11 protein-coding genes are annotated in these 21,364 nt (G+C 45.2%); all 11 read right to left on the bottom strand.

The genetic code is table 11. The annotated features are described in order from the left end of the window. Window positions 1-97: 97 nt before the first annotated feature. Window positions 98-1,726 carry a response regulator gene (locus ACKTT9_RS30370; RefSeq protein WP_407868919.1) on the bottom strand — a complete coding sequence of 543 codons (1,629 nt, stop codon included), beginning with the start codon at window positions 1,724-1,726 and terminating at the stop codon, window positions 98-100. After that, window positions 1,701-3,560, bottom strand: coding sequence for a histidine kinase (locus ACKTT9_RS30375; RefSeq protein WP_407868920.1), 1,860 nt, complete (start codon window positions 3,558-3,560; stop codon window positions 1,701-1,703). The genes ACKTT9_RS30370 and ACKTT9_RS30375 overlap by 26 nt, the downstream gene beginning before the upstream one ends. A 187-nt stretch (window positions 3,561-3,747) precedes the next feature. Continuing rightward, complete coding sequence (locus tag ACKTT9_RS30380; protein WP_407868921.1) at window positions 3,748-6,048, bottom strand: glycosyl hydrolase family 95 catalytic domain-containing protein; 2,301 nt, start codon at window positions 6,046-6,048, stop codon at window positions 3,748-3,750. Window positions 6,049-6,215: 167 nt separating this feature from the next. Further along, the gene (locus tag ACKTT9_RS30385) at window positions 6,216-7,013 is read right to left on the bottom strand and encodes a helix-turn-helix transcriptional regulator (protein WP_407868922.1); all 798 of its coding nucleotides are present in this window, start codon (window positions 7,011-7,013) and stop codon (window positions 6,216-6,218) included. 119 nt (window positions 7,014-7,132) lie between these two features. After that, window positions 7,133-9,337: a hypothetical protein gene (locus ACKTT9_RS30390; RefSeq protein WP_407868923.1), complete on the bottom strand. Its 2,205-nt coding sequence runs from the start codon at window positions 9,335-9,337 to the stop codon at window positions 7,133-7,135. Between the two features lie 82 nt (window positions 9,338-9,419). After that, window positions 9,420-11,210 carry a hypothetical protein gene (locus tag ACKTT9_RS30395; RefSeq protein WP_407868924.1) on the bottom strand — a complete coding sequence of 597 codons (1,791 nt, stop codon included), beginning with the start codon at window positions 11,208-11,210 and terminating at the stop codon, window positions 9,420-9,422. Between the two features lie 42 nt (window positions 11,211-11,252). Continuing rightward, window positions 11,253-12,221 (bottom strand): carbohydrate ABC transporter permease, encoded by a 969-nt coding sequence (locus ACKTT9_RS30400; RefSeq protein WP_407868925.1) that lies wholly within the window; start codon window positions 12,219-12,221, stop codon window positions 11,253-11,255. Further along, entirely contained in the window at window positions 12,218-13,141 is a 924-nt protein-coding gene (locus ACKTT9_RS30405) for an ABC transporter permease subunit (protein ID WP_407868926.1), read from the bottom strand. Before ACKTT9_RS30405 ends, ACKTT9_RS30400 begins: the two co-directional genes overlap by 4 nt. A 358-nt stretch (window positions 13,142-13,499) precedes the next feature. Then, window positions 13,500-19,328, bottom strand: coding sequence for a sugar-binding protein (locus ACKTT9_RS30410; protein ID WP_407868927.1), 5,829 nt, complete (start codon window positions 19,326-19,328; stop codon window positions 13,500-13,502). Between the two features lie 286 nt (window positions 19,329-19,614). After that, the gene (locus ACKTT9_RS30415) at window positions 19,615-20,352 is read right to left on the bottom strand and encodes a carbohydrate ABC transporter permease (protein ID WP_407868928.1); all 738 of its coding nucleotides are present in this window, start codon (window positions 20,350-20,352) and stop codon (window positions 19,615-19,617) included. A gap of 90 nt (window positions 20,353-20,442) precedes the next feature. Further along, window positions 20,443-21,327 carry a carbohydrate ABC transporter permease gene (locus tag ACKTT9_RS30420; RefSeq protein WP_127452675.1) on the bottom strand — a complete coding sequence of 295 codons (885 nt, stop codon included), beginning with the start codon at window positions 21,325-21,327 and terminating at the stop codon, window positions 20,443-20,445. Window positions 21,328-21,364: the final 37 nt, after the last annotated feature.

Consider the following 21,364-nt stretch of genomic DNA (forward strand, 5'->3'; position numbering starts at 1 on the left):
CCTGTTACCTATTATACAAATTGTGTTTCACGGTCGAACTCCAATATCTTGCACTCCACTACAACATTTTGCTATCCATAAAGAAACATTCGCTCGTTTATTTTCTGCACGTCTGCTCATATTCCAAGGGAGTCATGCCCGTCATTTCTTTAAACACCTTGAAAAAGTAGTTATAATTGTTAAATCCTACATCATTCACAATATCTTTCAGCTTTAATTCACCGTACTCCATATATTGCTTAGCATGTTCAACACGCACATGATTTAAATATTCGGTTATTCCCATCTGACACTCTTCCTTAAAAACCCTGCTGATATAAGAGCTGCTAACACCGGCGAATTCAGCTACATCCTGGAGCGAAACATCGTTTTTGTAATTATTCTGGATGTATTCCATAGCCTTATGGGTAATGGCGCTAAGTGAATCTCGGTATTTCATCCGGTTCAGGATTTCAATAAGCTTAAGATATAGATCCATAATCCAGGATTTAATATCCTGAAGAACCTCATATTTCTGCATTAAATTGTAAGGAATGTCCCCTGCCGTATACAGTTTCGACATCTCAATGCCAGCGTCTTTAGACGTTTTATTCACAATATTAATCAATTCCGCACAGATAATCTGGGTTGATTTGCTGCTAAGCCGTAAGCTCGAAATTTTGTTAAAAACGGCATCAATTAAGCTTTTCACCGTTTCGAAATCCTGATTTTTCAAGGCAGCGTAAATGGCTTTCTCATCTTTAATGTCCAGGCAGAAAAATCCTTGTTCCTGCTTGTTGGTTGTACTTTCCATAAAAATTCCATTCTTCCCTTTATGAAACTTGTCCTCCAGGATTAATGAGGCTTCGGAGTATGCTTGGTGAAGCTGTTTTATATCATGACATACCTTGCTTACACCAAAGCTGGCCGTGATATTCAAATATTTTTTGATCTCCGATCTGATTCGGTTGAGGAAGGTATACACCTGATTGTGGAAATACATCCAGCTATGGTTATGTCCCAGTGAAAAAATCATCGCAAACTTTCCTCTGCTTGTATGGACAATAACCGATTTGTCCCAATCATTAAGAATTTCTTTCGAAATATCGAGAAATGTTTGAATGAACACATCGACTTCTTTTGTGGTAAATCTCTCTTCAATAAAACGAAAATCGTCAATCTCCACAGCTGTCACGATCAAGTTTTCCGTGTCCATCGTTATGTCTAACAGGTTGATTTCGCTTACGATTTCCTCCCGTCCTGACAGACTGCCCTCCAGGAGCTTTTTAATAAACTCATGGCGAGAACGATCCTTGCCTATCAAGAGTTCATGATTTATCTCATTTTGTTTGTCACGTTCATTTCGATAGGCAAGAATCGAATCTTCTGCCGTTTTTAAAATATCGAGCAATACGGAGGCATTTAGCCTATGCTTCAGCACATAATCCATTGCTCCCCTCTTCATGCTCTGACGGACATAATCAAAATCGTCGTAAGCGCTTAGCACAACAATTCTAACCTGTGGATACTCACTTTCTAGCTGCTGTATCAACCCGAGCCCATTCATTCCAGGCATGTTAATGTCGGTAATAACGATATCTGGAACATCCTCTTCCATAAGCTGCATGGCATGAATGCCGTTATAAGCTTCACCGGAAATATAAAACCCGCAATTCTCCCAATCAAGCATCGTTTTCAAATCTGTTCGTGACACCGCATGATCATCGACTATAAGTACCTTCAGCATATTTCCCTAGATCCTCCTCTCCTACAGCAGGCAAAGTAATTTCTACGGTTGTGTACAGGTTCGGAATGCTTTGAATGGCAATTCCATATTTTTCTCCAAAGTACAGCTTGATTCTTTCATCCACATTTCGAATGCCAATCCCACTCAGGCCATGTTTTTTGTTGGATGATGGTTCCCCCATGAGATCATTTAACGTATTGTTATTTATACCGATGCCCGTATCGGTGATGATAATTTTTAAATCCTCTCCGATTCTGTAGCCTTTAATGATAATCAGTCCTTGGCCTTCCTTCGGCTCAAGCCCGTGAAGCAAACAGTTTTCCACGATCGGTTGGAGAATAAATTTGGGGACATGAAAGTCCATAATGCTTTCTTCCATTTCGTAATGTACCCTAAACTTATCATAATCCCGGAAGGCCATTATATTTAGGTAGTCTTTTACATATTCGATTTCTTCCTGCAGGCTGATCAGAACACTTCCTTTTCCCATACATCCATGAAGCAACTGAATCAAGGAAGTGATGATGCTCGAAATACTCTCTGCCTTCTGAATATTGGCCATCCACCTGACAGTGTTCAATGAATTGGAGAGAAAATGCGGATTAATCTGGGCTTGCAGTGTTTTCAGCTCTGCGACCCTTTTCAATTTTTCTTTTTTTGTCACCTCGTCAATCAGATATTTAATTTCAGCCACCATATGATTAAAATTTGTCGCAACCTTCCCTAGCTCATCGCTGCTGTTGTCTTCGATACGAGTAACTAAATTACCAATTTTTACATTATTCATTGAATTTAATAAATGCTTTAAAGGCTTCGAAATACTTTTGGAAACGTAGTAGGACAGAATCAACGCAAGCAAAAAACAAAAAATTCCCAAAAATATAATATAGATACTAGTCTTTATGGATTCATCATTTAAATACGTAAAAGGAATAATACTGATTACATACCAGTCGGCACTGGGTATATAGTTATAAGCGATCAGATTTCGTTTTCCTGAAATTGTGCCGGTGAAGGAATATGAATCATCTTCTTTGTTCTTTTTAAGCTCCTCTATCAACGATTGATCGAGATAAGGCTTGGCTGCTTCCATTTCCGGGTTTTGGCCCGAAATAACGGTTCCTTTGCCATTTACTATGAAAATATCTGACCCTTGTCCAAGATTTATATCTTTAAATTTCTTTAAGATATGCTTTTCGTCAATCCTCATAATCATGTATCCGATCGGAATCCCATCAAAAGATTTAAAGCTTCGAGTCAACAATATGCCTACCTTCCCGTAATTGGTGAACCGATAGTTCGACTCTCTTACTTCGTCTTCACTGCTTTCAATGGTCCATAGGGGAACACCGTTATTCGCTGCCGTTTGTACAAAAATACCATTCAAAAAATCCGAGGTAAGATTAAATTTGAAGCTGACATCGCCATAAGCGATAATTTTTTCTTTCTGCATTGTATATACAAGAACGTCCGAAACGCTATGATTAAATGAAAACCTTTTTGCTAGCATACTTTGCATTTTTAGCTCCGCGTCATTCCTCTTCCACTCATTCATCGTATTAAAGTCAGTTAACGTATTTTGTATGATGTCGGAAAATGCGATATCCACACTATCATTTTCAAGCTTCGTGAGTTCATTTTGGATATTTTCACTAACCTGATTCATTAACTGGATGGAGGAGGTACTAATTTTCGTTTTTATAGCCTGGCTTGACGTGTAGTAAGAAAAATAACCAGTAACTAATAGCGGTATCAAGGAAAGTATTGCGAAAGAGATCACCAGTCTGTTCTGAATATTCATTTTACGAATGAAACGGTTTAAGCCAATTCCCATATTCTCCCCCCTTGTGTAGACTAATAGGTAGATACCGCGGACCGCGAAGTCGGGCAACTTCGAAATCGCTGCGCAGCAATATCATCGCCTACCAAATTTGTAAACGCTTACAAATTACTGTGCAATCCGGCTTGTGCCGGACTACTTCACCTGATTTTACTTTGGTTGCTGCTGCTCCACATGAAATTTAAGTCATAGCAGCCTCAAGGTCATATACGCCTCCAACGAAAGTCTCAAAGACGACAACCCCATCCTTCTGCAAAATATCCAGTGTTGTTCCATTTGCCGTTACCGTTACAGGAATGCTGCTACGCACTTTGCATAGAGCAGTGCCTTTATCAGAAACTACACGAGCGGATTTCAGAACTCCTTCCGCCCACTCCATGTCGACTGTAAAGCCGCCTCTGGCGCGAAGACCAGCCACTTTCCCTGAGCGCCATGCTTCAGGTAGCGCAGGTAAAAGATGGATCTCCCCTGCATGGCTCTGAAGAAGTATTTCAGCAATCGCAGCCGCACCGCCAAAATTGCCATCAATCTGGAAAGGGGGATGATTGTCAAATAAGTTTGGCAGCGTCGAGTGGGTGAGAAGCGCATTCAGATTGTTCATCGCTTCCTCGCCTTTCCTGAGCCTAGCCCAGAAATTAATGATCCACGCTCGACTCCATCCGGTATGGCCTCCGCCATTCGCCAAACGACGCTCCAGCGTGCACAGTGCAGCTGCCGCTAGTTCGGGCGTTCCGTCAGGCGTGATCTGGCTCCCCGGATGCAAGGCAAATAAATGCGAGATGTGGCGATGACCGGGCTCCGCCTCTTCGTAATCTTCATACCATTCCTGAAGTTGGCCGTACCTTCCAATTTTCGGCTGAGGAAGCTTCATCAGTACTCGTTGTAGCTCAGGTCCTAGTGTCTCACTTTTCTGGGTGCCGAGTATCAGCTCTGTCTCTAGCACTGCTGTGAAAAGCTCACGAATGATCTGTGTGTCCATCGATGGTCCTGCACATAATACACCGGATTCCCCATTTGGAAGGATATATGTATTCTCTGGCGACACAGATGGGCAGGTAACCAGCTCACCGCCTGGCGTTTCCACGACGTAATCAATCAAAAATAACGCAGCTTCCCGCATGGTGTGGTATGCCCTACCGAGAAATTCCACATCCATTGTAAATTGATAATGCTCCCATAAATGCAGCGAGAGCCATGCGGCGCCCATCGGCCAGTAAGTAGAGGGCAGCCATGTATCCTGCGGAGCAGTATCCGCCCAAATGTCGGTATTATGGTGAGCAGTAAATCCCCTGCAGCCGTACATGACGGACGCCGTATGGCGGCCAGGCTCGCGCATCCGTTCCAGCAGCTCAAAGAGAGGTTCGTGGCATTCAGAAAGCGCGCACGATTCCGCCGGCCAATAATTCATCTGCGCATTGATGTTGATCGTATATTTACTGTCCCAGGGCGGAAGGAAGTGCTCGTTCCAGATGCCCTGCAAATTGGCGGGCAGCGAGCCAGGCCGGCTGGAGGAGATGAGCAAATATCGGCCGAACTGAAAATAGAGCGCAAAAAGGGACGGGTCGGACTCTCCACCGCTAAGCCTGTCCATGCGATCTGTTAGACTCATGCGTCCGATTTCCAAGTCTTCCGACAATGACAATGATACTCGTCCGAATAACGCCGTGTAGTCGTCTAGGTGTCTCCGATAGAGCGCTTGATAACCCAGATTGGCGACACTCTCCACTTTCTCCTTTGCTTCCGCCAAAGGATCAAGGAACCGGAATGTCGTTGCAGCCGACAGAACAAGTGTCACGCTATCTGCATTCTCCACGACCAGGTGCTCGCCAATCGCTTTCACCGTGCCGCCTTCAGCTGTTGCTCTCAGCACTGCACCGTATAGGCTGCCTCCCTCACCGCCACAATTACCGCTCATCCAGATCGTGTTGTTTCCTTCTCTTCCGGCATGGTCGGCGTAGCGCCAACGACCACGCTCCAGACGTGAAGTGAAACCGATTTCACCAGATCGGTTTGCTGTAAGCCTCAGGATGATTGCCTGATCTACGTAACTAGCAAAAATCTCGCGCTTAAATGAAACGCCGCCCTGACTGAAGGTGACGGTAACAGTGCCGCTTTCCAAATCTAGCGCACGCACGTAATGTTCTGGTTCGCCCTCTGGAAGAGAGAAGTCAAGTAAAAGATGTCCTAGAGGCATATAATGCCTCTGCGATTCCGGCAAACCGGACAATGCCATGACAGCGAGCTTCTCGGCTTCCTTCAACTTGCCTTCAAATATGAGACGGCGAATTTCCGGAAGATTTGCCTTTGCATCCGGATTATTACGGTCACGTGATCCCCCGTACCAGACGGAATCCTCGTTTAATTGCAATCGTTCCTGTTGCGTCTGTCCATACACCATCGCTCCCAGCCTGCCGTTACCGATCGGCAGTGCCTCATTCCATTTCGTTGCTGGACTCTTAAATAACAGCTTAAGATCTGTCAACTGCTTCCCCTCCTTCTCAGTTCCAACCCTCGTATCTATGAATCTACCATAAGTAACCAAAATCCGGTAGAGGCATAGTTGCCCCTACCGGTTACAGTTCCCCTTTACAAGTAGATCTCATTTGCTGGTCGTTAGCCATTGCTTCCTCTTCTGTTTAGTTGTATAAACTAAGTTCTAGCGGCCCTCTCAGCAGACGCGCCTTCCAACTGCTTGTGAAACTTTCGTGGTGTAGAACCCGTAATCTGCTTAAATTGTCGGCAAAAGTGCTCCACGTTGTTGTACCCACAGCGTAAAGAGACCTCCGCGATGGATAGCGAGCCGTGCAACAAATACTCCTTGGCTTGGCGGATGCGGCTTGTAATTACGTCATCCATACAAGAAATCCCGAAAGTCTTCTTGTAAATGGTCTGCAAATACCCAGGGCTGATTCGGATCGAGTCAGCCATTCTCGGAACCGCCCAATCCTGGCTGGGATTACTATAAATGGCGGTCCGAAGCGTCAACAAATTGTAGTATTGAGGTGTAATGACTTCTTGAAAGTAAGATTCCAGCAGCTTGTTAAACAGGGTTCTCAGTAAACAGTCAATGGATGATTCTTTATAATTTTTTTGAAAAGAGTGTTCACTGACGAGAAGTTGAAAAATTTTATGGATATATTCAGGGTCATTTAACGAAAAGGGCACTCCGAATGGAAGCGAAGTTTCCATTACGTATGATTCCTTGGATTCAAAACGAATCCAGTCGTTCTTATATTGTTCCGCACATGCCCGGTAATAAATTTTTTGATGCGGATGGTATAAAACCCCACTATGCGCTGGGTACTCTTTCAATTCTCCATTAACCCAAAACAGGGCAGGTGTATGGGTTACGACAAGCAGCCAGCAATGATGGCCCTCTGGGATATCGAACACAAAATTGCTTGCATGAGCGGCATCATACTCAACATAAAAAATGTTGGTCATCATGATCCTCCAGTATCCAAAAAATAACATTGCATCAATTATTTATTAGCATATATTACTCATTGAAAACAGTCAACGAAGCAAAGGTACAACGCTTAATCGGCGCTGTACTGGTCAATGTGTCAAGAAAGAACGCTCCTTGTATAAGTGTCATAAATGCGGTTTTTCTTCTCCCGCTCCTCTGTACTGAGCTTTTGGGCATCCGCAATTTCATAGCCTCCGAAGGTGTCATACAACCTCGATGAGGGATCAACTTCCACATAGGTACACCACGGCAGCCAGTGGTAGTGGCTTTGCAGGGTTTGCGTCGTAAAGTTGCCGCTTTCATGACCCAAGCCGGGCATGGCGTATCCGACGCTGCCATCCACGTCGCTCGACTGTCTGGTGTTCTTGTGGATGAACTCGGCGAAGTCAAGATAATGTTCATCTCCTGTAATGACATACAACCTGTAATAAGTGTATGAGCAAGCGGCCATATACACGTCGGCACCCCCTCCGATCGTGATGATGCTCTGACCGCTGATCGAATAGTGGTTGAACGGATGTTTCGGCCAGAGCGTGCGTACCGGGAATGACCAGGCATAGGTCCACGTCTCGGTATAATCCGCAGCGCCGATTGCTCCTTCCAGCCACTTATCCTCGCCGGTCAGATCATATAGGGCAAGGAATCCGAATAAGGCATAAATGCCAGCCTCTTTATCCTGAATGTCAGAGTTGTCGCAAGTACCACCCCGATACTCCATATTGCGGTAATTACAATCAAAGGACCAATTTCCGGCACGTATCGCTGCGGCCTTATATCTCTCGTCTCCGGACACAAGATAGAATTGGACCAGGAAACGAATCACGCTGGGCGTGTTGGCCTTCGTGTCCATACGGATGGAACTGTCGGTATGATAAGCCCGGTAATAGCTGCCATCTTCATTCTGAATATCCACGAGCCAATCGGCCGTTCTTTTGCAAAATTCCAGCCAAGATGGACGCAGGTCTCCTTTTCCGCGCATGTAGAGAAAGGCGTCCAGAATCGGCTCAATCCCATCGGCCAGCATCCTGATGTAGTGGGGATACGGCTCGAATCCGTTGATGTTTGGGTTATAGCACATTTGGGGCAGACCAGAATCCGTCATAGCCGTTCTCACCCAGAAATCAATTACATTTACGCCTTTTTCAAACGCTTCAGGCACGCCTTCTTTATCACCATAACGAAGCAGCTGATATCCGATCCCGGGCTGCTGCCCAACGAAGCCGAACTGGAAGGAGACACTAGAGATATCCATGTTGGGCAATTGGCAGGAAAAAGGCAAACCGTACGACTCCCCGTATTGACGTGTAAATTTAGTCAGAATATTCATACAATTATGGAAATTAAATTTGTTATCTACTTCAAATAACTTGTCGCGCAGCCGGGAATAGGTGTCCCGCCATATTTCTCTCATCATCGACTGGAAGCTGCCATAATGGCCGAATTGAATGCCGACGGCGTAATTTTGTTCAAATCCAACTTCTACGGGATGGTTAATGCGCTGAAACCTTTTCGTTTTCTGACTGTAATCCAGACCCTCATATTGATTTCTTCTAGGCATCTCGCCATCGCAGCCCGGATACACATAATCGATCGATAGGCCATCGATCTCTGTCTCTAATGCCTTACGTACACCAAAGCCGTAATACAAATAGTTCAGCGTCTTGCTCTCCGGCTTGCTCATTCCAATGGCTCCGATGGTACATTTCGGGTCCGTGTTATTCTCGGACCTTACAATGTCCGAAGACTGCATGGTTACGTCCGCAGCCCAGCGAGAGAGAGCCGCAGCTTCTCCTGAAGCGATGTGTTGCATCGCGAACAACGGCAAGGCGTAATTGGTTTCCATCCGCCAGAAATATTCGTTGTCCAGGTCTTTGCCCATTGCGTAATCAGGCGCGGATTCGTTCTGCTTATACCAGACACCAGGTGCGAAGCAGTGATAGTCATGAACGTCATCCGATTCCGCAATCGTCAAAGAGATCTTGGTAGAAAAGCCAAGGTCATCTCCCGCTTTCAACACCTTGACGTTCCTGCTTACTTTGAACCCTGTGTTGACCACTTCATATACGTCAGAGAAAAAGAATTCTGAACCTGTCGGGACACTTAACGTACCTTCAGCCACGATTTTATCACCGTAAGCGGTGATTTCGGCATATGCTTGGTCGTAAAACTCGTTGACGGCAAATGCGGTCTTTACCGTTACGAACATCGGCCGTTTGTTATCATAGAGCCGCTTGCCATTCTTCTGAACCTCAATCCCACCCTCTTTGGAGATCAGGATATAGTTGCCGAATTCCAGCTTCATGAAACTTCCTCCTTAGAATTAGAAAATGAATAAGGGATATATAAGATCATACATATCCCTCACTCATTAAAATTAGATTTTTTTACTTTTTCGCTAGTGCTTCAGCACGCATTTTAACAATCTTTTGCGCTTTTTCCGTATCTGAGGCATAGACATCATTCCAACCGAGGCCTATGACATCTTTCTTCATCGTTTCCCAAAGTTTGTCGAACTCTGCTTGATTCTTCGCAAATACCATTTTCCAAGATGTATTCTTTACATAGTCAGAAATCTGGCTGCGTTTGTTTTTAATTTCTGATGAATCGCTGCCCAGACTTGTATTGATATTGGGGACGATATCAATCATCTTATTTTTCAGATAGTAGTCTGTTGCGTTTTCTGCTTTATAGGTGTTTTGCCAATCTGTCGTTAGCGCTGTCTTATTCGCTTCAATTGTTGCAGCCCAGTAATTGCTATTATAAAACTCCCCTGTCAATGGATCTTTGGCAAAATCGCTGATGATCATTGTATTGAGCTTGCTTTGTCCGTCCTGATACCCGCCTCCTCCGTACTGATCCGGAACAGGTGTATTTTTCTGGAATGCGGTTTGGCCTACTTCGGTCAGTTTAAATTTGCCATCTGCCGTCTTTTCGTAGTTGAAGCCTTCAAATCCATTCACATAGTAGCGCAAACCTTCAGGAGAGGCCAGCCAATCCATGAATTCCATGATCCGATCGGGATCATTGGCTTTGGAACCGATAGCAAACGCTCTTCCATTGCCGTAATAGGCGTCACTTGACTGAATGATGTGCGTGTCAGCGATCGGAATAGCCACATTCCCGTCACCCTTTTTACCTCTTTCAATCGTATTGTAGAACCCTGTTTCCCATGAATACCACAAGAGAAATACCTGCTTATTGGTCAGCTTTTCCGATACTTTGTTCCAATCCTGGGTCGGCGAGTCAGGGTCAACCAACCCCATCTGATTTGCTTTAAAATAAAATTGCAGAATTTTCTTGTACATACTGTTGTCATCAATAAGGGGAACGACGTCGCCTTTTGCATTCAACTGCATGGTCGTGGTTCCTTCTGGCTGTTCATAACCGTACCAATTGCTCAACCAGCGTGCATTTTCCATCGTGCCCCTGCTGTCCCAATCCTTCCACAAGGTGATTGGAGCGATCGGTTTACCGTCGGGAGTCTTCGGATATTTCTCATGCATTTGTTTCAGTACATTCAAGAGGTCATCCAGATTGTTCAGCTTGGGAGCCCCGACGCCCTTATAATAATCCCAAGGCATGATTGGGCTTGAGTAAGGGATTTGCTCCGAGTAAGTCGTTGGTGAAGTATCGGCCTCAAAGGTCGGCAAAGCATAAATTTTGCCACTAGGATTTACTTTTTCGAATGCGGCATTGAAAGGTTTAAAATGATTGTCTACATATTTGGACAGGTTCGGCGTATTCTTGATCTTATCCGAAAGGTCCATAATCAGACCGGCTGGAATTAATTCTTCCAGCTGATTGTTGTTGACGATCAGGAGATCGCCTAAATTACCTGCTGCTGATCTTGTCTTGTATAGCTGATCGCCGGCAATCTGCGGAGCAAGAATGTTCAGAGTAATATTGAACTTATCCTTAATAAGCTTTCCATACCACCCTTTCTGCTCTCCTTGATAATTGGCTGCATTGTCAAAAACAGTGATGGTCAGCGGTTTACTGTGATCTAGTGCCTTTAATGCAGCTTGAGTACCGGAGTTCGGTGACTTACTTGGTTCCGTTGATGCAGTCTTATTGCTAGATTCATCTCCACAGCCGGTTAATGCGACCGATACCATGAAGAGGCTAGCAAACAATAACAACGCCGATTTTTTAATTGCTTTATCACGTTTACGCATACTCAACCTCCATAATTTTTCAATTTATTAATCCGGCGCAAATTATCCTTTCACTGCACCGATCATAATCCCCTTGACAAAAAACCTTTGGAAAATCGGATAAACCAACAAAATAGGCGCTACAACAATAACAGTCACCGTCATTCGAATGGAAGTCGTCGTTTGCTTCGTTGCCAGACTTGACATTGCTGTTGAGCCGGCATTCTGCAGATTTACCATGCTGGATAAGGAGCTTGCCTGATTCATATAGTTATATAGAATAAATTGTAAGCTATAAAGTTTGCTCTCCGTGACTAACAACAACGTATCCTGGAAGGAATTCCACTGATCCACTGCTGCGAATATCGCAACTGTAGCTAATATGGGTTTACAAATAGGCAGCATGATTTTGAAAAAAAGAGTCATGGTCCCGGCACCGTCGATACTTGCCGCATGCTGCAATTCCTTCGGCGTTGATTCCACGAAAGTTTTTACAAGAATAATGAAAAACGGAGCTACTATCGTCGGCAAAATGTAGGCCAAAAAATTGTTTGTCAGATGCAAAGACCTCATGGTCAAATACCAAGGAATAACGCCGGCATTAAAAAACATAGTTAAAACTGTATAGCGATACCAAAATTTCCGCTTCCACATATCCTCCTGGGTAAACATGAATCCCAGAAAGGCGGAAGCCCCTACCGTCAAAGTGGTTCCAATCACGGTCCTTGCTATAGAAATAATGGCTGCATCCCACAATCCCGGTATTTTAAACGCATCCACGTAGTTATGAAATTGGATATTTATCGGGTAGAAGATAACATCACCTTTGGCACTGATATCGTTAGCGCTTATGGTATTAATAATGATCGAGTAAAAGGGATATACACATATAAGCGCATACAGGGAAAACAACCCATATATTAAAACAGTCATCATCTTGTCTGTTGCGCTGACTTGGACTTTCATTTTTCTGGTGAGATGACTGCCGGGCGCTTTATCATTTGACGCCAACCCTGCTGCTGTATGACTCATACAATACTCTCTCCCCTTAGTCTTTTTGATAGTCCGTTCACAGAAAAGAGAAGCACAACACTGATCAAGCTTTTAAGTACACTGATCGCAACGGACACGGAGTAGCTTCCGCCACCCATTGCAAGGTTATAAACATATAAGTCTAGAACCTGTATGGAATCCTTGTTAAATGCATTTTGAAATACAAAATATTGCTCCAAGCCATTATTCAGAAAACTCGCAATTTGCAGCATCAACAAGACGAAATAGGTTGGCACCATGCTTGGCAAAACGACATGCCAGATCACCCTCATTCTTGTCGCGCCGTCTACATAGGCCGCTTCATATAGTGCATCATCTATACCCATAATTGCTGCTATATACAATATGGCTGACCAACCCAGTGTTTTCCAAGTTGTCCATATCCACATCATCATCCACACATGGTCGGAATTTTGAAGAAGTAAAATCGGGGAATCAATAAGTCCAATTTGTTTCAAAAGACCGTTGATTATACCGTCACTAGAGAACATTGAAAATGCCAGTGAATAGACCAATACCCAGCTGATAAAGTTCGGCAAGGTTGTTACCGTCTGTATGAACCTCCGGAACCGTACGGACTTGATTTCCGTCAGGAATATGGCAAAAATCATTGGAAGCCAGGAGAATAGCAGGTTCAAGCCACTCATCCCAAATGTGTTTTTGAGGATTTGAAGGGTTTGATCGATCTTTACTTGGTTTTCGACCAAGGTATGAAACCACTTCAAACCGACAAATGGCGATTGCGATAGCGGAATCGACGGTGCGTAGTCAAAGAATGCATAAACCCAACCATACAACGGGTAATAGGCAAAGATACCAAGCAAAATCATAAAAGGGAGTATAAAAAGAAATTTTCTTATTGAACTGCTTGTCAGGCTGTTTTTTTGTATTTGCACCATGTAACACTCCCTTTTCAATGGTATATTCAGCGTATTTATTGACACATTACGATATCTATAAATCTATATGGAATGCTGAAATGGCAATTTCCTCTACTGTCGTGCAACAGATCATAGCGCAACAGGTCAATTGATAGATTAAAGGATACGCCTTTGTGTTGATAGCGTTTTCATTCCATTTCGTTAAAGCAATTATAAAATATCAATTTTTTCAAAACAATGACCTATCCTCATCGATTATTGATCTATTCTCATATCGCTCGGATTAGGGCTCCTCAAACAAATAAGAAACACAAAACAAAGAAATGGCGGCTCAAGTTAATTTCAACTAGAGCCACCATTTCTTTTTTATATGTTATTAATTCAGAATTTTACGAGCCAGAATCGAGATATCAACGATGTCAATTGTGCCATCGCCACTCAAATCCAACGCTTTGTACTGATTCCAATCTGCATCTTCTTTCTTTTTACCATAAGCAGAAGCAATAATTGCAAGGTCACCAATACTTACTTTATTATCGTTATTGAAATCTCCATCGGTAGCTTTAATTATTGAATCATTAAAGCTTTGCAATGCCGCATTCAGGTTCAGGATCGCCGCTTCAATTTCAGCCTGGCTTACTCCTTGAGTCGACGCCACCACTTGAGCGGCATCAATTGCTGCCTGCAGGGTTGCTTTCGAACCTGATGGATATTGGCCAGGATATGTGCCTTCCGCTGCCGCATCATGCGCGCTTTGCGCTTCCGCAATCAGACGCAGTAAGCCCGATTTATCCAGTTTATTAATTTGGACTGTGTGAGTTGCACCAGCCCATTCTGTCTCTTGGCCCGCACCATTAGCAACCGTTAACTGATTGATGCGAATGGATGCGATCTGCGAATTATCCGTTGCAATAGCTTTAAACTTAAGCCTGATCAATCCACTCGCCATATCCGTATTTCCAATATTAGCCGCAATAATTCTTAACTTGCCATCCGATTTAACATCGCCGACCAGTTTGAAATTATTTTCTTGAAGCGAGTCCATGGATACAAACTCCAGCTTATCAGAATCATAATTAATCGTCGTATCTAGCGCGATGACTTCTTTGCCAGAACCCGCCAAGCTGAGATCAACATCAAAGGTTTTGCCGCCATCAACGGTTGTTGGTCCTGACAGCACCGCGCCTTCTTGACCGCTGATTGAGATCAGCGCGCTGCCTTTCAGACTGGAACCGATCGCTTGCGCCGTTACTTTCACAACGCCGTTCTTTTTGGCCGACAGCAATCCCGTCTCACTGATGATCGCCGCATTCGTCTCCGAACCGTCTTCTGCGGTTACCGACCATACGACGGGCACTCCCGCCAACATTTGCAGCGTGCCGTTTTTGGTTGTGATGGAGGTCGCTCCGTCCGCTCCGGTCACTGTCAGCTTCTGCTCGCCCAGAAGAGTAACCACACCCCATTGTGAACCGTTGGCATAGGACTGTCCGGTCACGTCGTTCCACATGATAATGTCCTGACGGCCGCCTGTTGCTTTCGCATCATTGATCTGTAAATCAAATCCAATGGCACGATTAGCTGCAGGAACACTTGCCTTAAACGGAATTTTAGTCTCAATGTAATAGCCGCCATCCACGACTTTGGCAAAAGACTCAAACCCCGCACTGATACTGCCTGGATTAAAGCTTTTCTCATTGAGATAGTTAACACGGTATTGTCCCATACCAGTGCCGTAAGTGGTTTGTTTACTGTTGGTCTCATCCACAAAGATTTCGACCGAGTCTTTCTCATACGCGTTGCTGCTGCTGCTGTTCAGATCAGGGTCTTTTACACGTACCAGTACATACAGGTTATTATTGTCCCATAGCACTTTACCTGAGCCGTCCGTCGTACCGTTCGCCATTGTCAGATGCTTAAGAATCGGCAGCGTGGCGGTCGTATTCCAGAGTGGATCGAGTTCGGAGCCGCCGATAACAGGCGTTCCGTATACAGCGGTACTAACTCCGCTTGGTATCAATTGAAGCTCTTTAATCGCGTTACGCAGCCCGTAATAGGCATTGTCCACTGCTGCCTGCCCGATCTCACCATTTGAGGCGGCAGTTTTGGCATCATTTAACGCGCTTGCAAAAGCATTCCATGAATTGCTTGTATAGATGCTAGAGTCCTTGTTATTGGCGGCCTCAATCAAGGCAGTCAGCAAGGTTTTGTCGACCGTTGAGACAATTGGATTCGCAGGTCCACCACGGCCCGCTTTGACATCGTTAAAATATGTTTCTACTTTCGTAATTTCGTCAGCTGTCAGCACCCTGTCGTAGATGAGAATCTGCGAGACTCCACCCAGGAAGCGGAAGGGGGTTGCAGCCGCCATCGTGTAACCTACGCCCAGATCCGAGCTGTTCCCTAAAAGCGCTTTAGCGTTGGTTCCAGTGCCGATGACATTGTTATTAACAAAAACGGCTCTATTGGTTCCGTTTAACTGCGCCCGAACGCTGGCCAAACCGTTAGTGGCTGTTGTTGTCATTTGTTGCCCGCCGCCCGATACGCTGCCATCCGTGTTACCAAAGCGGATGTTAACTCTGTTTGTTCCTACACCCAAATTAATACCGCTCCAACCGCTGTTAGCCGCCCAAGTTTGGTAAGCCTCGTTCATTCCGAAATAAACAAGACCATTTTGGTCACTGGAGTTGTTGGCTGTGGTTGTTGGTTTAACTAGCGCGTATATCGTCATCTGCGTACTGCCGTTATAATTTTTAAAACCTGCAGCTTTTAGCGGCCTTGACATCGCTGCGAAATCTACATAGTCGTATCCATCGTTCTTTAGCGTTGGGTTGCCGGTTGGTGCTCCAAGATTATCGCCACCGCTACCGGGGACGTTCGCTGGAACAAGCTTCGCCTGGACGCTTCCCATATTTGTCCATCCAGTCACGTTGCCACTGCTATCTTGTTCCACGCCCTCATCAGCCTTGAGCCATAAGTCAAGACCATTTCTAGGAATATCGACAGGCGTCATATCGCGCACCACTACACGAGCGTGCGACAGGCTGAGAACATCGCCTTCTTTCGACCGTACATAAATAATGTATGGACCGGGCAGCTTTGGCGCGGTTATTTCTATCATGTTGCCGGAGGCCATTGTTTCTTTGTCGCTTTCAATAAAATTTCCGTCGCTTGATGAGGAAATCCATATCTGATTTGTGGCGTCATCCAAATCGTACGCTAACCTGACTTTCCCGCCGGGGGCTACTGACACGTCAGCCGGGAGCAGCTTATTTGCCACCGATACTGTGGTAGTAAAATTGAGGGTTAGTGCAGGCGTTGAAGTGCTGCCTACCAAGGTCCAGCTTCCTTCGGTGCTTATTTCGTACCCATTCGCCACGGGCTTGCCGTTAAGCGTAAAGGTGTAATCATTACTCAAAGTCAGTTTTAGCGGACGTACCGCTGAAACTTCGTAGTTTTTCCCATTTTCCACATTGGTTGCTGAACCGCTCGCGTCGACGTATACCGTATACTTGGAAGTGGCCGTTTCTCTGCCGTCTCCATATTTGATATATAATTTGTATTCTCCTGCGACAGATGGAGCGTTGATTGACTTTACGTCGCCGGCAGCCTTTGTCATCGTATTGCCTTCATTAAAGACAGTTGTATTCGCTGGCGCGAGCCAAACTGTGTCTTGAGCTTTTAGCAGACCTCTGCGGTTCAGCTTTTCACCTTTACCCATGATGACGTTGGAAGCCAACTCAAACTCGGTATCGGCAATGAGGCTCCTTGGAATCATCTTCGTGTATTCGTTGGTAAGGCCTGAATTCAAAACGATTTCGTTGCCCTTAAGTGGCCAAATGCGGCTTGTGCTTTTGTAATTGTCATAAGTAGTCCTAGGGGCGCCATTCTGGTTGTTATCCCCGTCTACGTAACCTTGGACCATAATCATATCGCTTTTGCGCTTCCAGTTGTTAAACTCAATAAGACGGCTTTGCCCCACGGCATAGGAGAGCTTTGCCTGCACAACGTTGCCTATCATCTTGATGAACGTACTGCCTTCGTCGGGATGGAACCCGTTCATCCAGTTGTTGGAGTCCGTAGGTTTGTCAGTTGGATTCGGGTTAAGGAAGTTGTAGTTCATCTCCGTGAAATTCGTCCAGTTGTCAGAATTCCAGTTACTATTCTTGTTCGTGACGGGGTCGTTTGTTAACGGGTAGACGGTGTTGATGGTGTCCCATGTCCCTCCGCCCGGCAAATTACCCGGATCGCCCTGCCGGCCCAGAGAGTAAATCGCTCCGGAGTCGTTAACTACCGTGCAAATTTGCTCTATCCGGTTATAGTTTATTTTGTTATTTCTGGAGGTCGTAGATATGGCTGAAGACCTTGCGATGCTCGTTTCATTCGTACCATTGTAAGGGCCGCCTGTCTTGTTGGTACCTTGAGCAGTAAAGCCGAACCCATCATACTCATCCCAACCCCAACCGATGCTCATGGCGCCGTAAGTGGTGTCATAAATGTAGTTGTGCAGTACCTGCATATTCGTTGTGTAGAAAGAAGCCAGAGCGTTCGCGCCCGGGAATCCGTAGCAGGTCCTGTACAAAAAGTTATTTGTAATATAAATATTCTCCGGCACGGCTTCCGTACCCGCCGTAAATTTTTCCTTATCAACGCCAGCCCAATTCCTTATTGGCGTGCCAGAGACCGAAGCACTGGATTCATGCGTAATCGCCACATCATTTTCATAGATATGCTGCGGATGTCCGATTACAATGCCGGAAGCGAGCGTATCTACGATATAGTTGCCCGAGATTTCGATATCCTTGGCATCGTTTTCTACATGGATGCCATTAAATCCGGTAAGCCCGATCTCGCCGTTCAACACTTTGATGTTCCTCGCCGCGTTGATGATTACCGCTGCCGGCGGTATGTCATACCCTCTGTAGAAAGTCTCATGCCAGTTTATGCTGCTGGGGAAGTAAACTTTGTTCACGATTGAGCCCTGAACAGACGCATAACCACGTGAACTGGTTGTTACCGGACCGGATCCGTCGCTAAGTGTATATGTGCCCGTCAGTTCAGTTAGTTTGTAGTCGGTATGAGCAAACTTCAGGCCGCTAAAGGTTATGTTTTTGACACGTCCATCATCCGAGCCCGCAACAGGGTTCAACCGATCTCCTACAGGGATCCCTCTGATGTCGAGAACCGTCTCAAGCCTTGGAATGACCACGTCGGCGGTATTGATATCTTCGCCTTCAAGCGGGATGTAATAAAGCGTGCTTTCCGCCTGGTCGAAATAGAAATCTCCGCGTTTGTTGAAGAACTCGAAAGCGTTGCGGATCACTTGATTGTTACCTGGATTGTATTGCGTATTATTACTTAAAGACTGTGAAATCGCCGCATACGGCATCTGGAACCGGAGCATGACACCACCGGGCTTGTTGCTGGCTGCCGGCGCCTGTTCAATTGACGCGAAGGTGACAAAAGGCCTCGCCCATCTGGCGGTGGAACCGCCCATGCTTTCGGCTTCGATGTTTTGGGGATTCTTCGTTGCTGTTGTCAGACCTACGCTGGCATCGAATACGATACCCGCCCGGATGTTGCTGCCGTTCTGCCACGCCCAAGGGTTATTGGCAGTGGTAAAGCTGGCTGTGGGAGTGCCGGTGACGGTTCTGTTCGCCGAAACGACTTGCGAGCTCAGCGTCATGTTGGCTCTCTTATCGTTGACATAAATCGCCCGCAACTTATCGCTCCGGTTCAGGGTCGTTTTATACGCCTTCAAACCGCCAGTCTGGGTGAGGCCAACAGCTTCAGTCCACACGCCTTTTCCCAACATTTCACCCGCGCTGATTACCGGCTTCGCACCCGGCGCCGCCTCATAACGAATTGTGCTGCTTGCACTTCCGGAGTCATCCTTGTTGAATACCAAGGTCTCATCAAGCGAATAAAATCCATCCGCAATTTGAACGACGATATCCCCGCCTGTCTTAGGCAGAGTCCTTACTACGGATTTTGCCTTGGCAACCGTTTTGTACGGCTTTCCTTGCGTTCCGTCACCTGTGGTATCATTGCCATTTGTAGCAACATAGATAGTTGCACTTGGCGTACTGCTAGCCGCAGTTGCAATTGAAGCACTGTCAGCTGCGAATACCGATCCTGAAAATGGTAGCGTGAAAAATACCGTTACCAAAGTCAGAATCCAAATGAGTGATCTTTTTCTCACTTTCATAAAACCTCCTTGGATATAAGTAAACTACTATACACATTACCGCCTGGGCGGTATTAGTGCCGGCTTCTTCTCTCTGCAGATTCCGACTAAGCTGTTCTAACCCCAACGTTGGAAGCGCTATCAATTAATAACTTCATGATACCAGTCTGTACGAATATTCCCAGAGACTATTATTGGACCGTAAGGAAAATTCTCGGGTAAATTTGAAAAGATAGAGCGCTGCGTTAGCCTGCAGATACGGAGAAGGGACACCTTATCTGGCGTCCCTTCCTCTGCTTCACATTCCTCACTTCAAAATGGCACCTGCAGTCAATGCATTCTCGATCTTTTCGTTCCCTATTAAATAAACGATGATCATAGGCAAGCTGGATAACAGCATACTCGCGCCAATAAGTCCCCAATCCGCAACTCCCACATTGACAAAGAATCCAAGCAACCCCACCGTAAGCGGCCGTAATTGATCCTTGGAAGCAATAATAAAAGCAAGCGGAAATTCGTTCCAGATTCGAATGAATATAAGAACGCATTGCGTCATGAGCGCCGGCATTACGATTGGAAATATGATTTTCATATACGTTTGATAGACATTCGCTCCATCGATACATGCCGCTTCTTCCAGCTCATTAGGCAAAGACCGAAGAAAGGCATACAGCATCAGTACGCAGGAAGCGATAGCGAAGCCGGAATATGGCAAGATAAGACCCAAATAACTATTTTTGATATGCAGCCATTTAACCAGTTGGAATAAAGGGATAACGACGACTTCGATTGGGACAATTAAACCCATAGATACATATAGCAACATCGCGGAGTTGAATCTCCATTGCATACGGCTGAGGCAATAAGCAAGCATGCTGCCGGTTATCAACGTAATGACGATTGTGCCTGCGGTATAAATGACGCTGTTCTCGAAATACGTATAAAAATGATATTTGGACAGCGCTTCGCTAAAGTTCAACCAATCCCAGGAAGACGGTATCCCAAAAGGATTTCTGTAAGCTTCGCTTTTGGACTTCAACGACATTGTTACCATCCAATACAAAGGAAACAAAAACGTGCATCCCACAACTACCCAAAACACTCGACTTAATAATTTCAGAAAGCTCCCCTCCACTTAAAACTCCAGTTTTTCTCTGGCAACGAACCTTTGAATGAAAAAGGAGATCAAAAGGCATTCCAGAATAAAAATGACGGCGATCGCAGTGCCTTTGCCAAATTCGGAAGTATCAAATGCCGTGTAATACATCTGGTAGATGACCGTTCTGGACTGATCTCCCGGGCCACCTGCCGTCATGACTCGTACATGCGAATAAAATGCCATTGAGCCTAATGTAGACAGGATAAGCACGTATTTGATTACATTCTGCAGCAAAGGGATCGTAATTCGTAAGCTAACTTGAAAAAAATTAGCTCCATCAATCAATGCCGCCTCATAGTAACTCTTGGGTATGGTCTTGATTCCTGTATAAAACAGCATCGCGTTCAGTCCAATATATTGCCACAGGAATGTCAAACCGATGCTGGGCATGACCGTTTTCTTTTCCGTCAACCACGAATGTGTCCAAGAGCTCAACCCTAATGAGTTGAGAATCGCGTTAAATAAGCCCCAATTGGGTTCGTAGAACGCTAACCAAATCTGAGAAACAACAGTGACCGACAAAATCGCAGGGAACATCGCCACCGTCTTGAAGAATCGACGAAACTTCGGTGTCTGAGCATCCATAAAAAGCGAAAGCATCATGGATAGGGGGAGCCCCAGTAACAATGAAATGGCTACAATGAGATACGTATTTTTATGTGCGGTCCAAAAGGATGGAGATAATATCACTTCTTTGTAATTATTTAAACCAACAAAACCCAAATTTCTAAACCCGTCATGCTTATGCAAGCTCATCCAGATCTCCGGCAGCAAAGGGTATACGCAGAATAAGGTAAACAGCAGCAATGCCGGGAAAGCAAACACAAAGATAGACACTTTGGTGCTAAAGTACTTGTTCATCGCTCTCTCCACCATTTAATTTGTGTCTAAACCCCCT

It is taken from the genome of Paenibacillus sp. P36 (assembly GCF_045866505.1).
In the GTDB taxonomy this organism is placed as follows: domain Bacteria; phylum Bacillota; class Bacilli; order Paenibacillales; family NBRC-103111; genus Paenibacillus_E; species Paenibacillus_E chondroitinus.

Excerpts from the sequence above, each read along its gene's own strand:
- ACKTT9_RS30370 (WP_407868919.1), bottom strand. The coding sequence starts at position 1,726 with ATGCTGAAGGTACTTATAGTCGATGATCATGCGGTGTCACGAACAGAT.
- ACKTT9_RS30375 (WP_407868920.1), bottom strand. The coding sequence starts at position 3,560 with ATGGGAATTGGCTTAAACCGTTTCATTCGTAAAATGAATATTCAGAAC.
- ACKTT9_RS30385 (WP_407868922.1), bottom strand. The coding sequence starts at position 7,013 with ATGATGACCAACATTTTTTATGTTGAGTATGATGCCGCTCATGCAAGC.
- ACKTT9_RS30390 (WP_407868923.1), bottom strand. The coding sequence starts at position 9,337 with ATGAAGCTGGAATTCGGCAACTATATCCTGATCTCCAAAGAGGGTGGG.
- ACKTT9_RS30395 (WP_407868924.1), bottom strand. The coding sequence starts at position 11,210 with ATGCGTAAACGTGATAAAGCAATTAAAAAATCGGCGTTGTTATTGTTT.
- ACKTT9_RS30400 (WP_407868925.1), bottom strand. The coding sequence starts at position 12,221 with ATGAGTCATACAGCAGCAGGGTTGGCGTCAAATGATAAAGCGCCCGGC.
- ACKTT9_RS30405 (WP_407868926.1), bottom strand. The coding sequence starts at position 13,141 with ATGGTGCAAATACAAAAAAACAGCCTGACAAGCAGTTCAATAAGAAAA.
- ACKTT9_RS30410 (WP_407868927.1), bottom strand. The coding sequence starts at position 19,328 with ATGAAAGTGAGAAAAAGATCACTCATTTGGATTCTGACTTTGGTAACG.
- ACKTT9_RS30415 (WP_407868928.1), bottom strand. The coding sequence starts at position 20,352 with ATGTCGTTGAAGTCCAAAAGCGAAGCTTACAGAAATCCTTTTGGGATA.
- ACKTT9_RS30420 (WP_127452675.1), bottom strand. The coding sequence starts at position 21,327 with ATGAACAAGTACTTTAGCACCAAAGTGTCTATCTTTGTGTTTGCTTTC.